General features: G+C 45.4%; 20 protein-coding genes. 8 read left to right on the plus strand and 12 right to left on the minus strand.

Annotated features, from left to right (window positions below; translation table 11 throughout):
* Positions 1 to 642 precede the first annotated feature (642 nt).
* The 3 genes from WBA89_RS06145 to WBA89_RS06155 all read left to right on the plus strand — a co-directional run bounded on the left by WBA89_RS06145 (position 643) and on the right by WBA89_RS06155 (position 5,564).
* Positions 643 to 1,647: an RNA polymerase sigma factor, RpoD/SigA family gene (locus WBA89_RS06145; RefSeq protein ID WP_424404755.1), complete on the plus strand. Its 1,005-nt coding sequence runs from the start codon at positions 643 to 645 to the stop codon at positions 1,645 to 1,647.
* A gap of 255 nt (positions 1,648 to 1,902) precedes the next feature.
* Positions 1,903 to 2,430 carry a hypothetical protein gene (locus WBA89_RS06150; RefSeq protein ID WP_424404757.1) on the plus strand — a complete coding sequence of 176 codons (528 nt, stop codon included), beginning with the start codon at positions 1,903 to 1,905 and terminating at the stop codon, positions 2,428 to 2,430.
* Between the two features lie 596 nt (positions 2,431 to 3,026).
* Positions 3,027 to 5,564: a CHASE4 domain-containing protein gene (locus WBA89_RS06155; RefSeq protein ID WP_424404759.1), complete on the plus strand. Its 2,538-nt coding sequence runs from the start codon at positions 3,027 to 3,029 to the stop codon at positions 5,562 to 5,564.
* A 287-nt stretch (positions 5,565 to 5,851) separates the two neighbouring features.
* Here the strand turns inward: WBA89_RS06155 and cobO are convergent, their stop codons facing one another.
* From cobO to WBA89_RS06175, 4 genes are all read right to left on the minus strand, one after another.
* Positions 5,852 to 6,478, minus strand: coding sequence for a cob(I)yrinic acid a,c-diamide adenosyltransferase (gene cobO, locus WBA89_RS06160; RefSeq protein WP_424404761.1), 627 nt, complete (start codon positions 6,476 to 6,478; stop codon positions 5,852 to 5,854).
* A 71-nt stretch (positions 6,479 to 6,549) separates the two neighbouring features.
* Positions 6,550 to 6,834, minus strand: a complete 285-nt coding sequence (locus WBA89_RS06165; protein ID WP_424404763.1) for a Uma2 family endonuclease — start codon at positions 6,832 to 6,834, stop codon at positions 6,550 to 6,552.
* Positions 6,831 to 7,127, minus strand: a complete 297-nt coding sequence (locus tag WBA89_RS06170) for a Uma2 family endonuclease (RefSeq protein ID WP_424404765.1) — start codon at positions 7,125 to 7,127, stop codon at positions 6,831 to 6,833. Before WBA89_RS06170 ends, WBA89_RS06165 begins: the two co-directional genes overlap by 4 nt.
* An 88-nt stretch (positions 7,128 to 7,215) precedes the next feature.
* Positions 7,216 to 8,835, minus strand: coding sequence for an alpha-amylase family protein (locus WBA89_RS06175; RefSeq protein WP_424404767.1), 1,620 nt, complete (start codon positions 8,833 to 8,835; stop codon positions 7,216 to 7,218).
* A gap of 109 nt (positions 8,836 to 8,944) precedes the next feature.
* Here WBA89_RS06175 and WBA89_RS06180 point away from each other — a divergent pair, with 109 nt between their 5' ends.
* On the plus strand, positions 8,945 to 9,133 hold the full coding sequence (locus WBA89_RS06180) for a hypothetical protein (RefSeq protein WP_424404769.1): 189 nt from the start codon (positions 8,945 to 8,947) through the stop codon (positions 9,131 to 9,133).
* On the opposite strand, the gene WBA89_RS06185 is transcribed toward WBA89_RS06180, so the two are convergent.
* The 8 genes from WBA89_RS06185 to WBA89_RS06220 all read right to left on the minus strand — a co-directional run bounded on the left by WBA89_RS06185 (position 9,114) and on the right by WBA89_RS06220 (position 15,806).
* On the minus strand, positions 9,114 to 9,683 hold the full coding sequence (locus WBA89_RS06185) for a DUF3611 family protein (RefSeq protein WP_424404771.1): 570 nt from the start codon (positions 9,681 to 9,683) through the stop codon (positions 9,114 to 9,116). The two genes, WBA89_RS06180 and WBA89_RS06185, sit on opposite strands and share 20 nt — an antisense overlap.
* A gap of 301 nt (positions 9,684 to 9,984) precedes the next feature.
* Entirely contained in the window at positions 9,985 to 10,815 is an 831-nt protein-coding gene (locus WBA89_RS06190) for a hypothetical protein (RefSeq protein ID WP_424404773.1), read from the minus strand.
* A gap of 84 nt (positions 10,816 to 10,899) precedes the next feature.
* Positions 10,900 to 11,517, minus strand: a complete 618-nt coding sequence (locus WBA89_RS06195) for a hypothetical protein (RefSeq protein WP_424404775.1) — start codon at positions 11,515 to 11,517, stop codon at positions 10,900 to 10,902.
* Between the two features lie 79 nt (positions 11,518 to 11,596).
* Positions 11,597 to 12,637 carry a hypothetical protein gene (locus tag WBA89_RS06200; RefSeq protein WP_424404777.1) on the minus strand — a complete coding sequence of 347 codons (1,041 nt, stop codon included), beginning with the start codon at positions 12,635 to 12,637 and terminating at the stop codon, positions 11,597 to 11,599.
* A gap of 233 nt (positions 12,638 to 12,870) precedes the next feature.
* The gene (locus WBA89_RS06205) at positions 12,871 to 13,386 is read right to left on the minus strand and encodes a hypothetical protein (protein ID WP_424404779.1); all 516 of its coding nucleotides are present in this window, start codon (positions 13,384 to 13,386) and stop codon (positions 12,871 to 12,873) included.
* Positions 13,387 to 13,431: 45 nt separating this feature from the next.
* The gene (locus WBA89_RS06210; RefSeq protein ID WP_424404781.1) at positions 13,432 to 14,184 is read right to left on the minus strand and encodes a hypothetical protein; all 753 of its coding nucleotides are present in this window, start codon (positions 14,182 to 14,184) and stop codon (positions 13,432 to 13,434) included.
* A gap of 56 nt (positions 14,185 to 14,240) precedes the next feature.
* Positions 14,241 to 15,089 carry a DUF1206 domain-containing protein gene (locus WBA89_RS06215; RefSeq protein WP_424404783.1) on the minus strand — a complete coding sequence of 283 codons (849 nt, stop codon included), beginning with the start codon at positions 15,087 to 15,089 and terminating at the stop codon, positions 14,241 to 14,243.
* Positions 15,090 to 15,665: 576 nt separating this feature from the next.
* Positions 15,666 to 15,806 carry a hypothetical protein gene (locus WBA89_RS06220; RefSeq protein ID WP_424404785.1) on the minus strand — a complete coding sequence of 47 codons (141 nt, stop codon included), beginning with the start codon at positions 15,804 to 15,806 and terminating at the stop codon, positions 15,666 to 15,668.
* A gap of 66 nt (positions 15,807 to 15,872) precedes the next feature.
* Here WBA89_RS06220 and WBA89_RS06225 point away from each other — a divergent pair, with 66 nt between their 5' ends.
* From WBA89_RS06225 to WBA89_RS06240, 4 genes are read left to right on the plus strand one after another with little or no spacing between them, the layout of a single operon-like run.
* Positions 15,873 to 17,291 (plus strand): Nramp family divalent metal transporter, encoded by a 1,419-nt coding sequence (locus tag WBA89_RS06225; protein ID WP_424404787.1) that lies wholly within the window; start codon positions 15,873 to 15,875, stop codon positions 17,289 to 17,291.
* Between the two features lie 2 nt (positions 17,292 to 17,293).
* On the plus strand, positions 17,294 to 17,431 hold the full coding sequence (locus tag WBA89_RS06230; protein WP_424404789.1) for a hypothetical protein: 138 nt from the start codon (positions 17,294 to 17,296) through the stop codon (positions 17,429 to 17,431).
* Between the two features lie 55 nt (positions 17,432 to 17,486).
* Positions 17,487 to 18,356 (plus strand): HAD family hydrolase, encoded by an 870-nt coding sequence (locus tag WBA89_RS06235; RefSeq protein WP_424404791.1) that lies wholly within the window; start codon positions 17,487 to 17,489, stop codon positions 18,354 to 18,356.
* 13 nt (positions 18,357 to 18,369) lie between these two features.
* Positions 18,370 to 19,410: an AI-2E family transporter gene (locus tag WBA89_RS06240; RefSeq protein ID WP_424404793.1), complete on the plus strand. Its 1,041-nt coding sequence runs from the start codon at positions 18,370 to 18,372 to the stop codon at positions 19,408 to 19,410.
* Positions 19,411 to 19,874: the final 464 nt, after the last annotated feature.

Here is a 19,874-nt window from a genome sequence, read left to right on the forward strand (position 1 = left end):
GGGGAATATGGCATTTAAATTGTAAATTTCAATGCCCAACAGTTACTTTTTATACACCTTACTCACTCAACGTATAATTTGCATAGCATATTTTATCGCAAATGTCAAGAAAAATTTTAAATGGTAAGTTGCAGCGAATACGGCGATCGAGTTCGGTTATCTCGCATCGCACCATCTAGGCAGGGAGAAAAATTCAAGCGATGATAGAACAGAGAGCAAAAAAAAGCCCTCGAATTGCATGAGTCTGTTTGTATGAGTATGTTTGCATGAGTATTGTGAAGTTGAGTTGCAGTTAAAACTAGCAAGGAATTGAAAACCTTAAGGAAAAATCTAGAATCTTGACCTTAAGACAGAGGTTTTTAGCCTTTACGAACCTCAAAATTTGGAATAATATTGAGTAAAGTAAACTTAAATTCACTTCGCCGGAACAAGCTGTTAAAGCTAGCAATTTACGGAAAATCGACGGGGATTACTAGAAAATCAAGCACAAAATTAATCCCACACAACAAGCTTCTACCGATCGTCACCGATAAACAGGAGGGGGTAATATCCCCTCTTTCGCAGTCTCGATCCCACTTACAAGAGTGGGACAGGGTATCACCAACTTTTTATCTGTTGTTACAAGGAGTGCAAAACTCACCCATGTCCACTACAACCCCTAAAACCAAAACAGTGAAAGCCGATCGCACAAGCAGTCGGCCATACTCCTCAACGGATACGGTTCGTACCTATCTGCACGAAATCGGTCGAGTACCCCTGCTAACCCGAGAAGAAGAGATTATTTTCGGCAAGCAGGTACAGCAAATGATGAAATTAATCGAAGCCAAACAAGCACTGGCTAAAGAATGGCAGCGGGAACTCACTCAGCAAGAGTGGGCTGCCGAAATGGAGTTGACAGAAGCTGAACTGAACAGGATCTTGCAGTTGGGGCGGCGCGCCAAGAAAAAGATGATTGAAGCGAATTTGCGCTTAGTAGTGGCGATCGCCAAAAAATACCAGAAACGCAACATGGAATTCTTGGATTTAATTCAAGAAGGCACCCTCGGTTTAGAACGAGGAGTAGAAAAATTTGACCCGATGCGGGGATACAAGTTTTCTACCTACGCCTACTGGTGGATTCGCCAAGCAATCACCCGCGCGATCGCCCAACACGCCCGCACCATTCGATTGCCAATTCACATCACCGAAAAACTCAACAAAATCAAAAAAGTGCAGCGGGAACTCACCCAGCAGTTGGGCCGTTCTCCCTCCCCCGCAGAAATTGCCTCTGCCTTGGAACTGCACCCTTCCCAAATTCGGGAATACCTGCTGATGGCAAGACATCCAGTTTCTTTGGACTTGCGGGTAGGAGACAACCAAGATACAGAACTGCAAGAACTCTTAGAAGACGAAACTGCATCTCCAGATAACTACATTACCTCGGAATTGCTGCGGCAAGACCTGAATACTTTGATCTCAGAACTTACCCCGCAGCAGCGAGATGTAATTGTTCTGCGCTTCGGTTTGGAAGACGGCACCGAAATGTCGCTGGCGAAAGTTGGAGAACGGCTCAATCTCAGCCGCGAACGGGTGCGGCAGCTAGAACATCAAGCCCTCGCCCACCTGCGGCGGCGCCAATCTCAAGTCAGAGAATACTTGGCTAGTTAGTGACTCAAAGAGTTGAGAATTTCCCCAAAATCTCAACTCTTTTTTCCTATAGGTGCTGCTGGTAATGATGTTTTTATTTGAAAGGTCGATCGCGCAATGGGGCGATCGCAAAATTTATCAAAACTAATTTTAGATGAGAGTTCAGGAACCGGGCGGGCGATCGAGACTTCAAGTTAATAGCCCGCGTTAAGCCAAATACCCGGTGTCTTTACAAGCTTTTTGAAACTGTTACAAGACTTGCTTCGAGGCAGCTATTTGAAAATTTGGGGCCAGCCAGTGGTTTTAACTTATTTGATATTAACAAGCGGTGTACAAGGTCTGGCGATCGCCCTTGCCCTCTGGCCCGGTAACTTCAGCATCGGATTGCCCTCGCGCGGGCCCGGACGCTCGGACATCAAATCCGGCATTTCCATCTCCCAATCCCCCGCAAATCCCCAGCCAGATACAGCATTTACAGGTTTAGCAGACGGTACTTACCTCTACGGACAGTCCAGCAAGCCAGATGAAATAAAAAAAGAATATTTTGTATTTGAAATGAGGCAGAGTAAAGTAATTGGTGCTTTTTACCTGCCTCTGTCTGCTTTTTACTGTTTTTACGGCAATCTAGACAGAACTCAGTTAAATTTAACAGTAGTGGACAGTTACGACGGCAGCAGCTCTAGCAGCTCTCCCTACTCCGTAAACCTGCAACAGTATCACCAAATTTCCGCCGTCAGCAACAACGATCGGCGAATTTTGGATATTTGCAAGGAAGCTCACAAACAGCAAGTGTGGGGAAACTAAGATTATTTTCGATTGCCGGTTGGCGATTAAAAAATAGGAAATGACCGATGAAAGCTTTGGAGATTGTCTGCATCCGCATTCTTTGTGGTAACTGGTATTAAAAATTGGGGCGAAGTACAAATCAGCCTGCTGGAAAAACAATCTCGAAGCCCGGTTTAATCCTAAATGCTGCGCGAAAGAACCTGTCAATTGTCCCAAAAAGCAGGCTTCTTCAACCAATACCCGCGCGATTCTCTAGCTCGATCGAGTACAGCGAACTGAAACAAAGCGGATTTTTCGAGTAAGAGAGTCCCAACCCAACGTCGTTTCTTAGAGGATTTTCCCGTTTGAACCAAGATATTGGATCGCCGCAAACCAGGCCCGATCTCCGTGCCGGAAGCCAGCAGGTGTTAGCTGTATACTGCTTAAGAAGGCATTGCTGGGGTGCGTCAAACAAAAAACAACAAATACCGGAGAAAATGTCAGCCTCTGACGCACCCTACAACTCAACACTCTCGGACGGCAGACGGAGCCGCCCCATCCGTCAGGGTTCAGCAAACAGCAATTTTATTGCTCTCGAACCCTGAATTTCAGACAGACACCACACACTCGGCAAGATGAAACTGCGTCGGAAAACACTATCAATAGTTGGCCTTACCATCGCTGGACTGACTGGCATTCTATATGCCGCCTCTTCAAGCATCCTTTTGGGCAGCCTTGTCAAAGCAGAAGAACAAGAAGCCACACAGGTTGTCAAGGGAGTGCTCAACGTGTTCGGGCAAACCGCAAATGACTTCAACTCGCGCTTTGCCGACTGGTCGGCCTGGGACGACAACTACGCTTTCATCCAAAACGGTAACAAAGAATTCATCGCCTCAAATTTGATTCCCGAAGGACTCGCTAATGTGAGAGTTAATCTAGCCGTATTTGTCAATACTTCTGGCAAAATAGTTTACGGTACGGGTTTTGACAGCCAAAAGGTGAAACTAACGCCTGTTCCAGAAGCATTAAAACAGCGCATTTCTCTCAGCGACCCGCTGTTGCAGCACCCCAACGTCAACAGCAGCCTCGCCGGTATCCTGCTGCTACCGTCAGGGCCGATACTGATTACTTCCCGACCAATTGTTACTACAAAAAACACCGGCCCGATTCGAGGCACGCTGATATTCGGGCGCAATTTGGATGCTGCGGCAATTGCCAGGATTTCTAAAATTACTCGCTTGCCTCTGACTGTACGGAGCGTTAATGAGGCTCAGTTACCTGCTGACTTTGTGGAAGCGCGGGAGAAACTGTCGGGGAAAAAACCGATTTTGGTGCGCCGTGTCAGCGAAGATTTGATGGCAGGTTACGCCCTAATCCGGGATATTTACGATCGACCCGCCCTGCTGCTGCGAGTTGATATACCCAGAGAAATCTACCGCCAAGGTCAAATTAGTTTGCTGTACCTGCTGGTGTCTGTAGTGTTAGCGGGAATAGGGTTTATCGGCTGCACTCTGCTGCTGCTAGAGTATCTGGTGCTGTCTCGGTTGAGCAGTTTGGCGAAAGCAGTGAATCGCGTCAGCAGCAGCCAAAACCTCTCGGTGCGGCTGCCGGTGACGGGCGAAGACGAGTTGTCCGACCTTGCCCATACTATCAATGGAATGCTCGGGGCGATCGCCAGCGCCGAAAACGAACAACTTGAAGAAAAAGCCCGTTACCGAGCCGTAGTCGAGCAAGCTACAGATGGCATCTTCCTGTGGGACGCTCAAACCAAACGCCTTTTAGAAGCCAATACAGCATTTAGAAACTTGCTCGATTACAGCCTAGAAGCAATATCGCAACTGAGTATTTACAATATCGTCACCTACTCCAAAGACCTAATTGACAGCAACATCGAGTCCCTGCTGGCGAACAAACAATTCAAAATGGGCGAAGTTCTCTACCAGCGCCGAGACGGTTCCTGCGTAGACGTAGAAGTAAACGCCAGCGTGATTTCCTACGGCGGACGCGAGATTATTTGCACAGTTGTCCGCGACATTACCGAGCGCAAGCAAGTCGAAGCCGAACTGCGAGCCTCGGAAAGACGCTACAGACTTTTGTTTAAAAACAACCCCCATCCGATGTGGGTTTACGACTTAGAAACTCTGGAATTTATAGCCGTCAATCAAGCTGCTATCCACCACTACGGCTACAGTCGCGACGAATTTCTCAGCATGAGCGTTGCAGACATTTGCCTGCCCCAAGAGCTGCCAAGATTGCTAGAAAATATATCTCAAGCAGATCCTGATATTGATGTTGCCAGCCTGTGGCAGCACCAGAAAAAAGACCGCACAATTATTGATGTAGAAATTACTTCGTATGCCCTAATATTTGATAGCAGAAATGCTGAATTAGTTATGGCTCACGACGTAACCAACCGCTTGCAAGCCGAGGCAGAACTGTACAAGGCAAAGGAAGCAGCAGAAGCAGCTAATTTCGCTAAAAGTCAGTTTTTGGCTAACATGAGCCACGAACTGCGAACTCCTCTAAATGCAATTATCGGCTACAGCGAAATTCTGCAAGAAGAGGCTTTAGATTTGGGCGAGGAAGATTTTGTATCTGATTTGGAGAGAATTCACAGTTCAGGTCAGCATTTACTGAGATTAATTAATGATATTCTGGACTTGTCGAAGATAGAAGCCGGTCACGTGGAGCTTGAATTCAGAACTTTTGACCTGTACGCCGCAGTTCGAGATGTAGCAAAAACTGTTCAGCCGCTATTTTTGCGAAACAACAATTACCTAAATGTTGAGTGTCCTAATAATATTGGCGAATTGCATTCGGATAAAATTAAGTTTACTCAAATTTTGTTTAACTTGCTCAGCAACGCAGCTAAGTTTACCGAGAAAGGAACAATTACACTCAGCGTGGAAAGAATTAAAAATGATGAGCATAATTTGGATGCTGAACAGTTTATTTTTAAGTGTACGGATACCGGAATTGGGATGACTCCCGAACAGCTACAAAAGTTATTTCAACCTTTTACACAAGCTGATGCTTCGACTACCCGCAAGTACGGAGGCACGGGTTTGGGTTTAGCAATAGCACAGAAATACTCTGAGATGTTGGGGGGAGAAATTACAGTGAATAGCGAGTTTGGCAAGGGTTCAACTTTTACTCTTATGTTGCCGGCATAGGATATATTTGATATTTGATATGAATTCCGGTTGACTGTTGAGTGTTGAGTGTTGAGTGTTGAGTGTTTCTAAAATCGTGCAACACTCTTCGACCCCCCCTAGCCCCCCCGCTGCATTGCGGGGGGGACAAGAACACTGTTGCATTCTTTTGCTCGTTACCAGGCTCTGCCTGGTAATGCAGATCCGGAGGCTCTGCCTCCTTTGAGAAAAGCAACTTACAGGAGAGAGGACTGCAGGAGGTGTTTAAGTTATTAAGTTTTCGCTCCTAAGACGCACTGCGAACCATATTAATATTCAATACCAGCTTGAGCTTTAATCCCTTGTTCTCGAAATGGATGCTTAACTAAAGTCATTTCGGTAACCAAATCTGCCCGTTCAATTAATTCTGGCGGAGCGCCTCTACCTGTTAAAATAACATGAGTTTCTTCTGGTTTTTGTTCTAACCCGGAGAGAACTTGCTCGAGTTGCAAATAACCCAGTTTTAATGCTATATTAACTTCATCTAGCAGCACTAATTTAAATTCGGGATTGCAGATAAAAGTTAGGGATTTTTCCCAGGCTTTTTGAGCTGTTGCGATATCTCGATCGCGGTCTTGCGTGTCCCAGGTAAAACCTTCACCCATTGCATGAAATTCTAGCTGTTTTTCCCACATTTCAAAAACGGCTTTTTCTGCGGGTTCCCAAGCTCCTTTGATAAATTGTACTATGGCGACGCGGTATCCGTGACCGAGCGATCGCAAAACCATGCCCAAAGCAGCCGTAGTTTTGCCTTTACCGTTACCCGTGTTGACAATTATCAAACCTTTGTCTTCGGCGGCGCTGGCAATTCGCTGCGCCTGAACTTCTTGCCGGCGCTGCATTTTCTGTTTGTGCTGTTCGGCTGTTAGGGAATTTGTTTCTGTATTGGTTTCCATTGGATTTTTTTTACCGCAGATGAATGCAAAAGATGAACGCCAATAAACGCTGATAGATGCAGGATTTCTAGTTACGCCCAAAGTGCTTGCAAGTTTAGCACGAAACCGGGCAAAATATCTTCTCCTGAAAGTTCTGCCGGAGATTCTACAACTTCTTGTTCTTGTCCTTGACGGTAGATTTCCACTCGGCAGGTTTTGCGATCGATTAACCAACCTAATTTTACTTGGTTATTTATGTTTCTTGCATTTTTTCTTGAGTATCTTTGAGACTGTCTGTGGGCGACATTAACTCTAATAAAAAATCTGGGGCGATGGGAGGAAATTTTTGTTTTTGTTCGGCAGTAAGTGCATCTCACCTTTCTTTTTTAATCCAAGAAACATCGGGAGAACGATTTGCACCGCTGGGGAGTTTGAAACAAGTTGAAGAATCGAAAAAAACTCCCAGTTGGGTTTGTCGGTTCCAAATCACAAAATCTGCATTAATTTCTGAATTGCTGCTTCCGGTTTCTCCTCCCGTGGGTGAGATAACGATTATTTCTCCTTTGGCGTTGCGTTCAAATTTGACATCGGGGTTTTCGCGACACAGTTGATAAAATTGGTCGTCGGTGATTTGGGCGATCGCCTCAAAATTAATGGTAACTGCTAGCATGGTATTATTTGTTGGTTGATTTGGTGGCAGCCGCCTGGGAAATCCGCGAACTAATCCGAATATTGAACAATCAGGATTTGTCTAAGATTTAATTGACTCGGAACCAGCGATAGCCGTAAGCTTGTAAGGGAATAGAGGGCGAGTCGGCATCGAGAGATTCATACTGCCGATCGCCAAATAAATCGCACAAATTGGTATATTCGTTAGATTTGAGCGTAACCGTGCAAGGTTTGTCAGCTAGATTGTGGACAGCAATAACCGTCCTGCCTTCCCAGTCGCAGGAGTGGGCAAAAACCGAGGGAGAGTCGATTTCGAGAACGTGCCATTTTCCCCTACCGAACTCAGGACATTGCTTGCGGATGCGGATTGCACGATCCATCCAGTTAATTAATGAGTTGGGATCGCGCTGCGCGGCGGCGACATTGACCTTTTTGTAACCGTATTCTCCGTCGGCGATCGCAGGTCTGGCAAGGGCCTCAGTTGCAGCCGTCGAGAAGCCGCCATTCGGCGCATCTGACCACTGCATCACCGTGCGGACGCTGTTTCGACCCTCCAGCGAAAGGTCATCTCCCATGCCAATTTCTTCGCCGTAGCGCAGCATTGGTGTACCGGGCAAAGTGAACAGCAAGCTGTAGATTAGTTCGATCCGGCAACGGTCATTTCCCATCATCGGCGGTAAGCGGCGGCGAATCCCGCGCCCGAAAATTTGCATCGTTTCATCGGGGGCGAATGCTGCAAAAATTTCCTCTCGTTCCGATGAAGAAATGCGGTCTAATGTCAGTTCATCGTGGTGGCGCACAAAATTCAGCCACTGACAAATAGGAGGAATATTCGGTAAGATTTTTAGTCCATCGCGCAGGGCTGTGGATTCTTGACGCGCTAGGGCTAAAAACAGATGTTGGTTCAACAAAAAGTTGAACAGGACGTGCATTCTGTCGCCCTTATCAAAGTAGACTGGAATGCGATCGGGTGCGACATTTGCTTCTGCCAGCAAAACTGCATCAGCCTGACGCGATGACACAAATTCTCTCATTTCTTCCAAGAAACATCGCAGGTCATCGGGGCTTGTACCTTCGGTGTCAGTTTCTTTAATTAAAAAGGGAACAGCATCAATCCGAAATCCAGACACTCCCAGTTCTAGCCAGAAACCCATAATTTTGCAGATTTCTTCTCGTACCGCCGAATTGGTAATATTCAAATCTGGCTGTTCTTTATAGAAGTGATGCAAATAGTAAGAGTTTGCTTGTTCGTCGTACTCCCAAATACTGTCCTCGGCATCGGGAAACACTAGCTTACTCGGATCGGTTTTGGGTGGATTTTTTGACCACACATAGTAATTGCGATACTTGGAATTTTCATCGCTTCGCGCTGCAACAAACCAGGGATGTTGGTCGGACGTATGATTTACTACTAAATCGATCAGTACGCGAATTCCTCGTTCCGCTGCTTCGTGCATGAACTGGACAAAATCTCCCAGAGTTCCCAGTCGCGGGTCAATGTTGCAGTAATCCATCACATCGTAACCGTTGTCGCGGTTAGGGGAAGGATAAAACGGCAACAACCACAAACAAGTAATTCCCAGTCCTGATAAATAATCTAGCTTGTTGGTAAGTCCCTGAAAGTCGCCTACACCGTCGCCGTTCGAGTCCATGAAGGTTTCAACATCAAGGGAGTAGACAATTGCGTCTTTATACCAAAGGTCTTGCATTGCAGTAAATTTCCTATAATTTAATCAATAAAATACATTTAAACACATTTAAATACATTTCTAAGCTGATTATTTTGAGCTGGAGCGATCGCTGCTAATTTCAGATTAGATGTTCGTCCAAACAGGCAACTTGTTTGGCTTGCAGTCGCGCTGTCTTCGCTCTTTTTCGCCAAGCAAGACAGCACAGCTACAAATATTAGTTCACATATACCAGCCCTTGTCAGTCCTGGCGACAGAGGAACTGTGCTTGCTTTTGGCGATCGCCCGCGTGCTGCAAACTACTCCTCTACCCAATTGAGTAAACTCAGAGAAGTAACAGCTCCAAAAAAGTGAGCGCCAATCAAATTGACGTTTGCCAGCATCACAAAAATATCTAGGGAACGAATCACGTTTTCTGGCGTATAAGCTGCGAGGGCTTGCGGTTGACTGAGAGTTTTAGCTAGGACTACACCAACTGTTTCTTCAGAAGCAACAAAGGCAATTAATACCCCCACCAAACTTGAAATTAATCCAATCCTTAAGGTGCGAGTAATATGCTGTTGGCTGGGATATACCTGGGAATTTTCGGCGTGCAAAAGTCTGCCTAAAAGCCGATAGCGAAAATCCCAAAAAATTCTAAAGGACAGCAATAAAAGACCAACTAGCGCTAAAATTACCCCGAAACCAATACCTGCATTATTATTGGCTTGTTCGCTCATGTTGCGGCCTAACATCGCAAATAATAAAACAATGCCGGAAACAGCACCAAAAAATAACTGTATCCAGAAGCTAAATCGACTGAACAAGCGAAAAGTTTCGACGAATTGGGTTTTGGCTAAGGGTTCCGACAAGGATTCTGGTTCATTCATTTTATACACCTTATTGCTGAATGGATTTTCAAAATAAACGAGGCGAAAAAGAGGTTCTGCTTGTCTTTCCGGCGCAAGCGGTCGCCTTGCGGTTATACTAATTCTCCCAATTTTTGCAATAGTCTTAAGGGCGGGTTTTTTAATATTTTGGTTTCGATAACGGATCTGGGTGAACCCGCCCCTACAAAAACTGTTGCCAACTTTTTTAGAATTGATATTAGCTATTATACTTCTCCTCCAAAAGCTTGTAAAGAACAGGCACTGAGCCTGTTCCACAAGAATTGTTGGAGAGGTATATTGCTTACTCAGGAATGGCTGAGGGATACACCCCTGTAGCAACTAACACGGGTTTGTTGGTATACTCGGCTTCTAGCTTCTGCTTCAAGGTCAAATCCCATTGCAAATCGTAGTCCCGCTCGAGTTCGGCGACGACAAACTGACGCAGTACGCCGGTTACGGCAACCTTCTCACCTTGTTTCATGCTTGGTTGCGGAACGGTGTGGATCACTAACAAATCTTCTCCCCCAATTAATTTTTCTTCATCCAAGGTGAACGAGTTTGAACTTCTGATGTTTTCGACTTCACCGCTTACCGCCAGGGTTTTGCCGTAGTATTTTTGGGGATTTGAGGTGAGTTCCCCCGGTGTGGGGGATAGCGCCATCGATTGTGCAATGATCGCGGGTTTAGTTTCGTACTCGGCGTAAGCGTTTGGCTCTAAGCCTAATTTGTACTCGCGCTCAATATCCGCAAACACAAAATTGCGAACTGTTCCGGTTACTTGAACATCTTGGCCTGCTTCAGCCGGCAGCACAAAAGGCTTGCCTGTGGCATTGACCACCAAAATCGTTTGGCTGCCAAAAAACTTCTGATCGCTAACTGTAAAGGTTGAAGGGCCCAATTTATTGATTGGTTTGCTTCTAACTGTGACAGTTTTACCGAGCAATTGTGCTGTTTTATCCACTACATTCTCAGTTGTCGTCGCAACCGTTCCGGGCGTTGCAGGTGCGGTAGCTTCGCGCTGCGGGGTAGAACAAGCCGGAAGCAGGGTAACTGCTGCTAGTGCGAGGGCGATCGCTCCTCCCCGAGAATGGCGCACCTTTTGAGTTAAATTGTTTAAACGATTGTTAACCATTGGAAAATCTCCTTGATTTTTTCTGTTTGTTTGGTTGGTGAAACTAGAGAGTTTTTTTTCTTCAAAATCGGGTCTTTTTATTGCCTAATTCAAAAACACTTGACCGTCAGATTGAATTCTTAAAACCCCTTGATTGCCATCAAAGTTACTCGTTTCATCTATTGAAACTTCTAGCATCCCTTTTTCAGAACTAGACATGGGTTTAACTTTCAGCAGCCCTCCATCTGCGCGCACCACTGTGACAGTCACAGGCGTTGGTAGATTTTGCAGGACAATTTCTGCTCCGCGCGCTAGCATTCGGGATTCAGTATGCCCGATCGCTTGATAGGAAATCGGGGCATTTGTGCTGTTTGTTAATTTCACGCTCACCTCACCCGCCATTGGCATTATAGTGGCAATCGGTGTCTGTCTTGTTTCTGGCAAAGGTGGTTGCGTAACATTCGTTGGCCTCGCGGGAGGAACGATATTTTGACCCAACTCTTGCTGGTTCAATCTTTGATTTGCAGCATTAGACCGGCATCCTTGAGGAACCCGAACATTAGTGTTAAAAGGTTCTTCATAGTAAATGCCAGGACAGGAGTTGAGTCTAGGAACGGGAGCTGCTGATGCCACAAGAGGAGCGGTTGGCAGCGCGATTAATAAACTTCCAGAAATGATTTGTAATATCCCTGGCGTTTTTTTCCAGCGATTTAGTTGATACATAGATATCTCCTGATGGAATCTTGCAAATTTAGTGAGGGTTTGCCAGGTTTGGGGCTAGCAAATAGTCGCGAGTCACCGCTCAATTTTGAAACAGTACCAAAGTTTCTTCGCTGGTGCGATCGCCTCTGCTAGCACTGAGATTCACATCGTATCGGGTTCCGGGTAGAGAAATGCTCGGCTTAAAAGCAAAGCTGAATTTGCCTTCTTCGTCTGCTTTAACTGTGCGTTCGAGGATATTTCGTTCAAACCCAAACAAACCTGCCACCGAAGAGGTAGCCTGAACCTTGACATTAACTGTGGCATTTGGGGCGCTGCGTCCTTCTACTTCCACAGTCCCGCTGACGCGAGCATTTTCACTTGGAGTGAGAATTTCTAGCGGAATTTCGGCAGTGTTGGAACTGCCATTATCGCCAGCAACTAGCTCTCGATCTAAACGGGAACGAATAACTTGATTTCCCGACTGCAAGCTAGCAGTAACCGTGGCGCCTGCAGGGGGGAAATAATCTTGGCTGCGGATCGTGTATTCCCCCGTGTAAAGGCCGTTGGATTCTTCCCGCATGGGAATGTTATAAGCAACTCCTTCAATAGAGAAAGTAGCTGTAGCGTTGGGAGTGCCGAGCAATTTGAAATTGAGGGTGGTTCCCGGATCTAACTGCTGTACGGATTGAGCGCTGAAGCGGTCAACAGACAATGATTGAAAGGGGCGATCGCTATTACCAGCAACTAGAGGTTGTTGCAAGCGAGCGCTGCTGATGCGGTTGCCTTGTTGCAAATTTGCGCGCACTGCTGTATTTTCCGAAATTCGATCGCCCTGGCGGATCGTGTAGCTTGCCTCGTAAACTCCCGGTCGAACCTCCCGCATCGGCAGGTTTTGCACTGCATTTGGGATGGTCAAAGTAGCTCTAGAATAGGGAGTTCCTCGCAGCACGAAAAAGATTTCTGTTCCCGGATCTAGTCGCTGCACTGGATACGCGGTAAAACTGTCGATCTCCGAACCAAAGATTCTTTGTTGAGCTACTTGGATAGAGGGTTTGGGATTAGCTCGGGCAATTCCCGGTAAATAAGTAACTGAACTCAACAGAGCGAGTCCAATTGCCGTTGAAAATGATTTTATTTTCATAAAATCCTCCTAAATCGAAACAACCAGCCTCTTGCAGTAATGTGAAGAAAATTTAAATTATTGAAAATTGACTTTCGCAAAAGGTCGATTGTCTGTGTTCTGCAATCTTTCAAAATTTTGTTTCTCTATCTATTTAACCTCAACTAGCCACAGGTTGCCATCTGTCGGAGGCAATAAGAAAATATCTATCCGATGAAGGACGATCGCGGGAAAACCGACCGTGTTGCTTTGAGTTAAGCGCGATCGTTCGGGCTGTTGGCGATCGAGGCTTGATTCTCAACTGCCGCACCGGGGCGCGTCCATTCTTGCAGCGCCCACAAGCTAGTTGCGGCAGCTATTGCAGAACCCAAACTATCCATAATCAAATCAACAATCGTATCGTGCAGACTCCCAATCACTTCGGTAGAAAGAACGATGCCGGCCGTCCATTCAGTAATTTCCCACAAAGCACCGATCGCAATCCCAAAACTGGTTATTGTTAGCAAGTATAGCAGTTTGCGATCGCGAAAAATAGTCAGCATTGAACTGTAGGCTAAAAAACTCAATGCTAAAGTCACAGCAAACATCGTGAAGGCGTGAACAATTTCATCATAAGGCCCCTGCTGGTAAAACAGTCCCAAAACCCAGCCTCCAGCATTGAGCAAGGCAGCAAACACAAACAGGAAATCAAACAGCGCTGGCAGCGATCTTCCATCACGACAAACACCGCAGATGCTGGTAAAAATAAGCCTAACCCACCCAAGCTGCAACTCGATAGCCGCGCCAGTTTGTACTAATCATCGTCGTTCATTCCTCTATAAAGCCAACAAAATAGCGGTGTAAATTCCCGCACCAAGTGCAAATGCCCAAAAGCCGCTCTCTCGTTCTTCTGGCAGTTCTTCTTTGAGGACGTTGAGAACAATTCCTCCGGCTAAAAAAGCAAATAAAACTGCGATCGCAGGTTTTCCAATCTCAGTAGCGCTACCTAACACCCACCCCACAATAATAGCTGCTGCCAGTATCCAGCGTCCGATGCGGTCGTAACTATATTTATGATGTTCCCGCAAACCAAAGTCGTTCACTACAAAGTGCAGCGCCATTGCACAAGAAAACAACAGCAAATTGGTAATGCCCGGTTCTTCCCGATGCTGCAGCAGATAGCCAATCAGAGCGTTGTAAATAGAAAAAGAGGCAATGTGCAGCCAAAAAACTCCAGGACTCGCGACCTCACCTTTGCGGCCTTGACGGGATATTTTTGCAATTTTTTCCAGTCCATAAAAGACAATCAAACCTAACAAAGCTATTAGATAAACGTGGTGTTCTAAATAGGAAATTACCCCTATGTTTAGTCGATCTAATACCGTTTGGTGCTGATTTAATTCCGGCAGAATATGCACAAAAACGTAAGCCACCGAAACCCCGCTCGCTGCTGAAAGCCAGCGACTGCGACGGATATAAGTAAACCGTAACTGACCGGCAAATAGGTGTGTCAGCACTAAACCAATAACAATGAGTGCGGATAAAGCTAAAGTATTAGGAGGCGATCGTAACGCTGCTGCAATTACCATTTCAAAAAAAAGCAGTTAAAAAAGCTCATGCAGTACCTAAAATCTTTACCACTTTATCAGTGCATAATTTGCCGGTAACGAGCTTCAATTACTGAGTAGATGCCATAGGAAATCAAACCCAAAGCCACTAAACCCAGAATCCACGGGCCAAATGGCTGTTGTTGCAGGGATGCCAGCGCCTCGCCAAATCCTTTAGCTTCACTGGCATCCGATTGCTTGGCAGCTTGAATTAAGAAAACACCGATGATACTGAAGACAATACCGCGAGCCGCAATCCCCAGCCTACCCAGCCGCACCGCCCAAGTTTGCTCGTTGTTGCTCATTTCATGAAGTTTGAAATTGTGGCGAAATTTTCCTTTAAATGCCTTATAAATGTAAGAAAAACCGATACCGATTGTGACTGCTCCTCCGAACCCTACCAGCCATTGCCCAAAAGGTTGAGATAAAAACCAAGCTGTCCAATCTTGAGTGGAATTGCCGCTGCTACCGCCGGAACCGGTCATTAATTTGACAGCAGTCACCGCCAAACCTGCATAAGCTAATCCACTAAAAGCGTACCCAATGCGCGTCGCAATTCGCTTGGCATCCATTTTTTCGCCAGCGTGTTCCGGATCGAGAATGGTTTGAACAATCCGCAACAAAACGTACCCAACAATACCAATTGTGACCAGAAACAGCAGGAATTTTCCGAAGGGTTGGGAGACAATTGTGGTTAATGCACCGCTAGTATCGGTTGTTTTGCCACCAGATCCAAAAGCTGCTTGTGCTGCGAGAAAACCGACTATAAAGTAAACTAAGCCTTTGGCGGCATATCCCAGTCTTGCCAGTCGCTCGAACCAGGGTTGAGCACTGGCGCGCCGGACGGGTTCTTTAATGCTATCGGTGGGTGAGTTGCGCCGTGTCATATTTTTCTACACTTGGGAATTAGTTGGGTATTCCAGCCGCCTTTTCATAAATTTAGTGCGATCGCACAGCCTGCCGGAAGCATATCGCTCACCTATTTTTGGTAAGAAGACAAGCAAGAAATGAAAAATTGTCCTTGAAAATAGTTTTTTGAGAGAAATGATTTTTATATTTATTAATATATAAAATTTAGGTATTTTTGGCATCCGTCCATGTAGGTAGACCAATCAGCAGTCGCGCCGTGCTGTTTACTTGGTCGAGTTACCTGCACAATCTATCTTAGGTAGGATAATGTAAAACTTGAATGTACGGGCAATATATCTTAAGTAAGATTTGTGGCAATTTGCTTGAATTGTGCACAATCTTTCCCATACGTAGGTATGCTGTTACAATTGGCAAAGAGTAGCTGTGGGTTTGGCGCTGACACAATGATGCAAGTAGATATGGCATTGAGTTTAATCTCAAGTTGAGAGTGGCGATCGCACTTGTACTTGTCTTTGGTTGAATCCCAAATGCTGCACGATAATCAATAACCTGTAGGGGCCCTTTCACCAACAGTCTTAAAGCTTGCAGATAAATTAAATAAACGCGCCCGACTCCAGGAAAAATCCCCCGATCGCATTGGTGCAATATCTCAGTTTAATCGGACTTTGGGTAAAAGCAACCAGCAAGCGTCGTTCTAACAAACTGTGAAGCACCTGAAGATAAATATCCACCATTTCAACCTCATTATAAATCGTGGGTAAACCGATCGGTTTTGACCAATTACTAATGCACCACTAACAATGAATAGAGACAGCGAGTACACTTCTTCTGCACAAATAACTAACCAACAGCGTCAAGGTAGCGATCGACAAATTCCGCAGCCGCCAGAAGGTTGGGAGCGATTTAAATGGTTGGGGCCGAGTTTTTTATGGATGCTTTCGGCTGCTGGTTCTGGCGAGTTACTATTTACACCTCGAATTGCAGCACTTTACGGCTACTCGCTGTTGTGGGCGCTGCTAGCGGCTGTAATCCTCAAGTGGTTTATCAACAACGAAGTCGGGCGGTTTTCGGTTTGTACGGGCGCGACGATTTTAGAAGGTTTCAAGCAAATTCCCGGCCCGAAAAATTGGACGATTTGGCTGATTTTGTTGCCGCAGTTAGTAGTAGCAATTTCCACGGTTGCCGGACTTGCAGGTGCAGCCGCTACAGCATTAATTCTAGTAACAGGAGGAAGCGTTCAACTTTGGACGGTGATTATTATCGCTGTGACAGCAGCAATTGTATTTATGGGGCAGTATGAAGTTGTCGAAAAAATTTCCTCATTTATCGGTATCGGCCGCACCTTGGCAGTAGTAGCCGCGGCAATTTTTGTCTTTCCCAACCTGCGAAAACTGGCAGAGGGGTTAGTGCCTCAAATTCCTCCAGACGTGCAATATCAAGAAATTCTACCTTGGTTGGGTTTTATGCTAGCAGGGGCTGCGGGATTGATGTGGTATTCCTATTGGGTGGAAGCCAGAGGATACGGTGCTGCTTCTCTCAAACAAGAACAACCCCTCGATTTTAGTCAAATCGATCCCGAAGAAACAAAAAAATTGCAGGGCTGGGTGACTTTAATGAGTTTTTCCAACACCTTAGCAGTGGTGGGCGCGCTGTTAGCCGCACTTGCTTTTTTGATTCTCGGTGGCGAGTTGTTGCGCCCCCAAGGATTAGTGCCAAAAGAACAGCAAGTAGCAGAAATTTTGGGTAGTTTGCTAGGCGACCTTTGGGGACCTTTTGGCTTTTGGTTTATGGTGGCAATTGTTTTTATTACTTTTTGCAGCACCACGCTTTCTGTCCAAGACGGCTTTGGACGGATGTTTGCCGACGGTACCCAAATTTTACTGCAAGGATTTGGCGTGCGGAATCGTTGGACGAATGAAAAATTTTTGCAGCGATTTTATATTGCAGGGCTGTTAGCTGTGTTGCCAATTGCAATTTATCTGATTTTTGGCGAACCCGTTGCCTTGTTACAAATTGCTGGAGGCATTGAAGCAGCTCACATTCCAATTGTGACTGGATTAACCCTTTATGTCAATCATCGAATGCTGCCCGATGAATTGCGGCCCTCGAAGTTGATCTGGGGTGGAACGGTAACTGCAGGGATATTTTTTGCCGGCTTTGCGGTTATCTATCTTTTACAACTCACCGGGCTAATTGGAACGGGCGGAACGGGGAGTTAAAGATGGCTTTTCTCAGATATTGCAGCATTCGTCCCGGATATGTAGCGGCGGGTTCACCAACAGTCAAAAAGCTTGCATATCGGTTAAATAAACCCGCCCGACTCCACTTTACCTGTTTGGAAACTATTTTCCAAGATTGAGAAAATCGCAGCTATCAAGTTGCTGTTGTTTGTTAACTTTCACCTTCAAATTGTTATGACTCTTGCAACCAAACCTTTATCTAGCTATATCGCTGTCGTGTTTGACTTCGACGATACCCTTGTCCCGGATACCGTCGATACTCTGTTAGAAAGCCTCGATATTGATTCGCTTCAGTTTCGGCGCGATCGCATTCAACCTTTAGTCGATCGCGGTTGGGACAAGATTCTCGCCAGATTTTACGCAATTATCGAGGAATCTAAGCGACGAGAAAACAAAATAACCCAGGAATATCTAGCAAATTTTGGGAAAAAATTAGCGCCCTTTGATGGCGTTACGGAAATGTTCGATCGCCTGCGTCAAAGCGCTTGTGCAATCAACCCCAAAGTAGAAGTTGAATTTTATCTAATTAGCTGCGGTATGGTCGAAATTGCCCGCAATAACTGCATCGCTCCTAATTTTAAAGCAATGTGGGGTTGCGAGTTTTCTTACGGTAAAGATGGCGGGATTGATTTTCTCAAAAAACTTGTGACTCACACAGAAAAAACCCGCTATTTGTTCCAACTTGCTAAAGGCATTGACAGCGCTCCCAAAGATGATGATGATGGAAAGTCTTTTGTTTATCGGGATGCTTCGGCGAAAGAATTGCACGTCCCGCTAACGCAAGTCATTTATGTGGGTGACGGTTCGTCAGATATTCCTTGCTTTTCGCTTTTGAACGAACAACAGGGAATAGCGCTGGGAGTTTATAAAGATAGTACCGCACAAGATTGGAGTCGGGAAGTAGAAATTAGCCAAAGTCAGCGGGTGATAAATTTGGCTTCTGCAGAATACAGTGAAGATTCGGAATTGATGCGATCGCTCACTCTCGCTGTAGAAAGTTTAGCAAAAAAAATATCGCTGCTCCAGTTAAGTGTTGGTGAATAAAGGGGTGTATGTTATGGGTTTAGGAGAGTGGGTCGGTTTTTTGGCTTTGGTAGTCTCGTTCTATATTTTGTGGAAAATTAGAGCGATAGTTTTACTGTTTTTTACTGCAGTAATTTTAGCGATCGCTCTCAACCGTTTAGCGCGAAGATTGCAGCAGTCTGGTGCTAGGCGCGAAGTGGCGATCGCTTTAACAGTTGGCATTGTACTGGTGCTCTCATCTGTTTTTATTTTCCTGATATTCACGCGCCTCAACTCTCAGTTTGATGAGCTAACTCAACTTATCCCGCTAGGGATAGAACAACTGCGACTGTGGAGCAACTGGTTGCAAGGAAAAGTGCCGGAACGGGCATTAAATAATACTCCCAATTTTGATGATTTAAGCAGACAAATCCAAACTTTTTCTGAGTGGGTAATTGCCAATATTTATCTATTTTTATCCAACTCTTTCAGTTTAGTAATTAATTTCTTGTTAGTTAACGTTTTGACAATTATGCTTGTGGTAAATCCCGTGCCGTACCGCCGAGTAATAATCAGCCTGTTTCCCGCTTTTTACCGCCAGCGAGTCGATGAAATCCTGACTGAGTGTGAAAAAAGTTTAATGGGCTGGTTGGCGGGAATTGCATTAAGCATGACTTTTATTGGCATTACGACCACTGTGGGTCTGTTTCTCTTGCAAGTGCAACTGCCTTTTATTAACGGATTCTTGGCATTTTTATTAGCTTTAATTCCTTATGTTGGCGCGATTTTGAGCGCAGTTCCACCAATGCTCCTAGCTTTGTTAGATTCTCCAGGAAAAGCAGGTGCTGTATTGTTACTTTATTTTGCAATTCAACAAATAGAAGGCAATTTTGTTACACCTATAATCATGGAAAAGCAAGTGTCCCTGCTCCCGGCATACACCTTAGCTTTGTTGGGAGCATTTGGTTCTTTATTGGGTTTTTTAGGATTATTGCTAGCGCTGCCAATTTTGATTATTGCTCAAACTTTGGTGCAAGAAGTTTTAATCAAAGATATACTAGATCGCTGGGAAACCGCTCCCTCGCGGAAACCATGAAATGATGTCATGTTATACTAATACCAATTTTATAAAGTAGCGCTAAATATTACCCCCCCAACCCCCCCTTATTAAGGGGGGGCTAAGACTTCATATCAAATCCGGTAGCATCAGAATGATTCAGATATATATTCTCGGACTCTGTGTACTCTGTGTTCTAGCGCCGGTTAAATCATTCCGATGCAAGCGGAAACGATATCATCCATAGCACATCTTTACAAAAATGGTATAAATTCGGGTTTTGGATATTCTTTATAAATTAGTCGGCGCAGGCCGACATCGTTTTTGTAGACGCGGTTTCAACCGCCGAATTATCTTGAAAGTCCTGATTTTAATTATCCGGTTTCCTACACCCTCTTGATATGTATAGCAATCCTAAATCATTTGTGAATTTCTTACTCCCTCCCCTTAATAAGGGGAGGGTTGGGGTGGGGTAAAAAACTTTACGACTCCTGCAAGGACTG

The organism is Microcoleus sp. (assembly GCF_049646505.1).
Lineage (GTDB): Bacteria > Cyanobacteriota > Cyanobacteriia > Cyanobacteriales > Microcoleaceae > Microcoleus.

Coding starts and splice junctions, on each gene's coding strand:
- WBA89_RS06145 (WP_424404755.1), top strand. CDS start 643: ATGTCCACTACAACCCCTAAAACCAAAACAGTGAAAGCCGATCGCACA.
- WBA89_RS06235 (WP_424404791.1), top strand. CDS start 17,487: ATGACTCTTGCAACCAAACCTTTATCTAGCTATATCGCTGTCGTGTTT.
- WBA89_RS06220 (WP_424404785.1), bottom strand. CDS start 15,806: ATGGTGGATATTTATCTTCAGGTGCTTCACAGTTTGTTAGAACGACGC.
- WBA89_RS06230 (WP_424404789.1), top strand. CDS start 17,294: ATGGCTTTTCTCAGATATTGCAGCATTCGTCCCGGATATGTAGCGGCG.
- WBA89_RS06185 (WP_424404771.1), bottom strand. CDS start 9,683: ATGAATGAACCAGAATCCTTGTCGGAACCCTTAGCCAAAACCCAATTC.
- cobO (WP_424404761.1), bottom strand. CDS start 6,478: ATGGAAACCAATACAGAAACAAATTCCCTAACAGCCGAACAGCACAAA.
- WBA89_RS06225 (WP_424404787.1), top strand. CDS start 15,873: ATGAATAGAGACAGCGAGTACACTTCTTCTGCACAAATAACTAACCAA.
- WBA89_RS06195 (WP_424404775.1), bottom strand. CDS start 11,517: ATGTATCAACTAAATCGCTGGAAAAAAACGCCAGGGATATTACAAATC.
- WBA89_RS06200 (WP_424404777.1), bottom strand. CDS start 12,637: ATGAAAATAAAATCATTTTCAACGGCAATTGGACTCGCTCTGTTGAGT.
- WBA89_RS06240 (WP_424404793.1), top strand. CDS start 18,370: ATGGGTTTAGGAGAGTGGGTCGGTTTTTTGGCTTTGGTAGTCTCGTTC.
- WBA89_RS06175 (WP_424404767.1), bottom strand. CDS start 8,835: ATGCAAGACCTTTGGTATAAAGACGCAATTGTCTACTCCCTTGATGTT.
- WBA89_RS06155 (WP_424404759.1), top strand. CDS start 3,027: ATGAAACTGCGTCGGAAAACACTATCAATAGTTGGCCTTACCATCGCT.
- WBA89_RS06180 (WP_424404769.1), top strand. CDS start 8,945: ATGTTCGTCCAAACAGGCAACTTGTTTGGCTTGCAGTCGCGCTGTCTT.
- WBA89_RS06210 (WP_424404781.1), bottom strand. CDS start 14,184: ATGGTAATTGCAGCAGCGTTACGATCGCCTCCTAATACTTTAGCTTTA.
- WBA89_RS06190 (WP_424404773.1), bottom strand. CDS start 10,815: ATGGTTAACAATCGTTTAAACAATTTAACTCAAAAGGTGCGCCATTCT.
- WBA89_RS06170 (WP_424404765.1), bottom strand. CDS start 7,127: ATGCTAGCAGTTACCATTAATTTTGAGGCGATCGCCCAAATCACCGAC.
- WBA89_RS06215 (WP_424404783.1), bottom strand. CDS start 15,089: ATGACACGGCGCAACTCACCCACCGATAGCATTAAAGAACCCGTCCGG.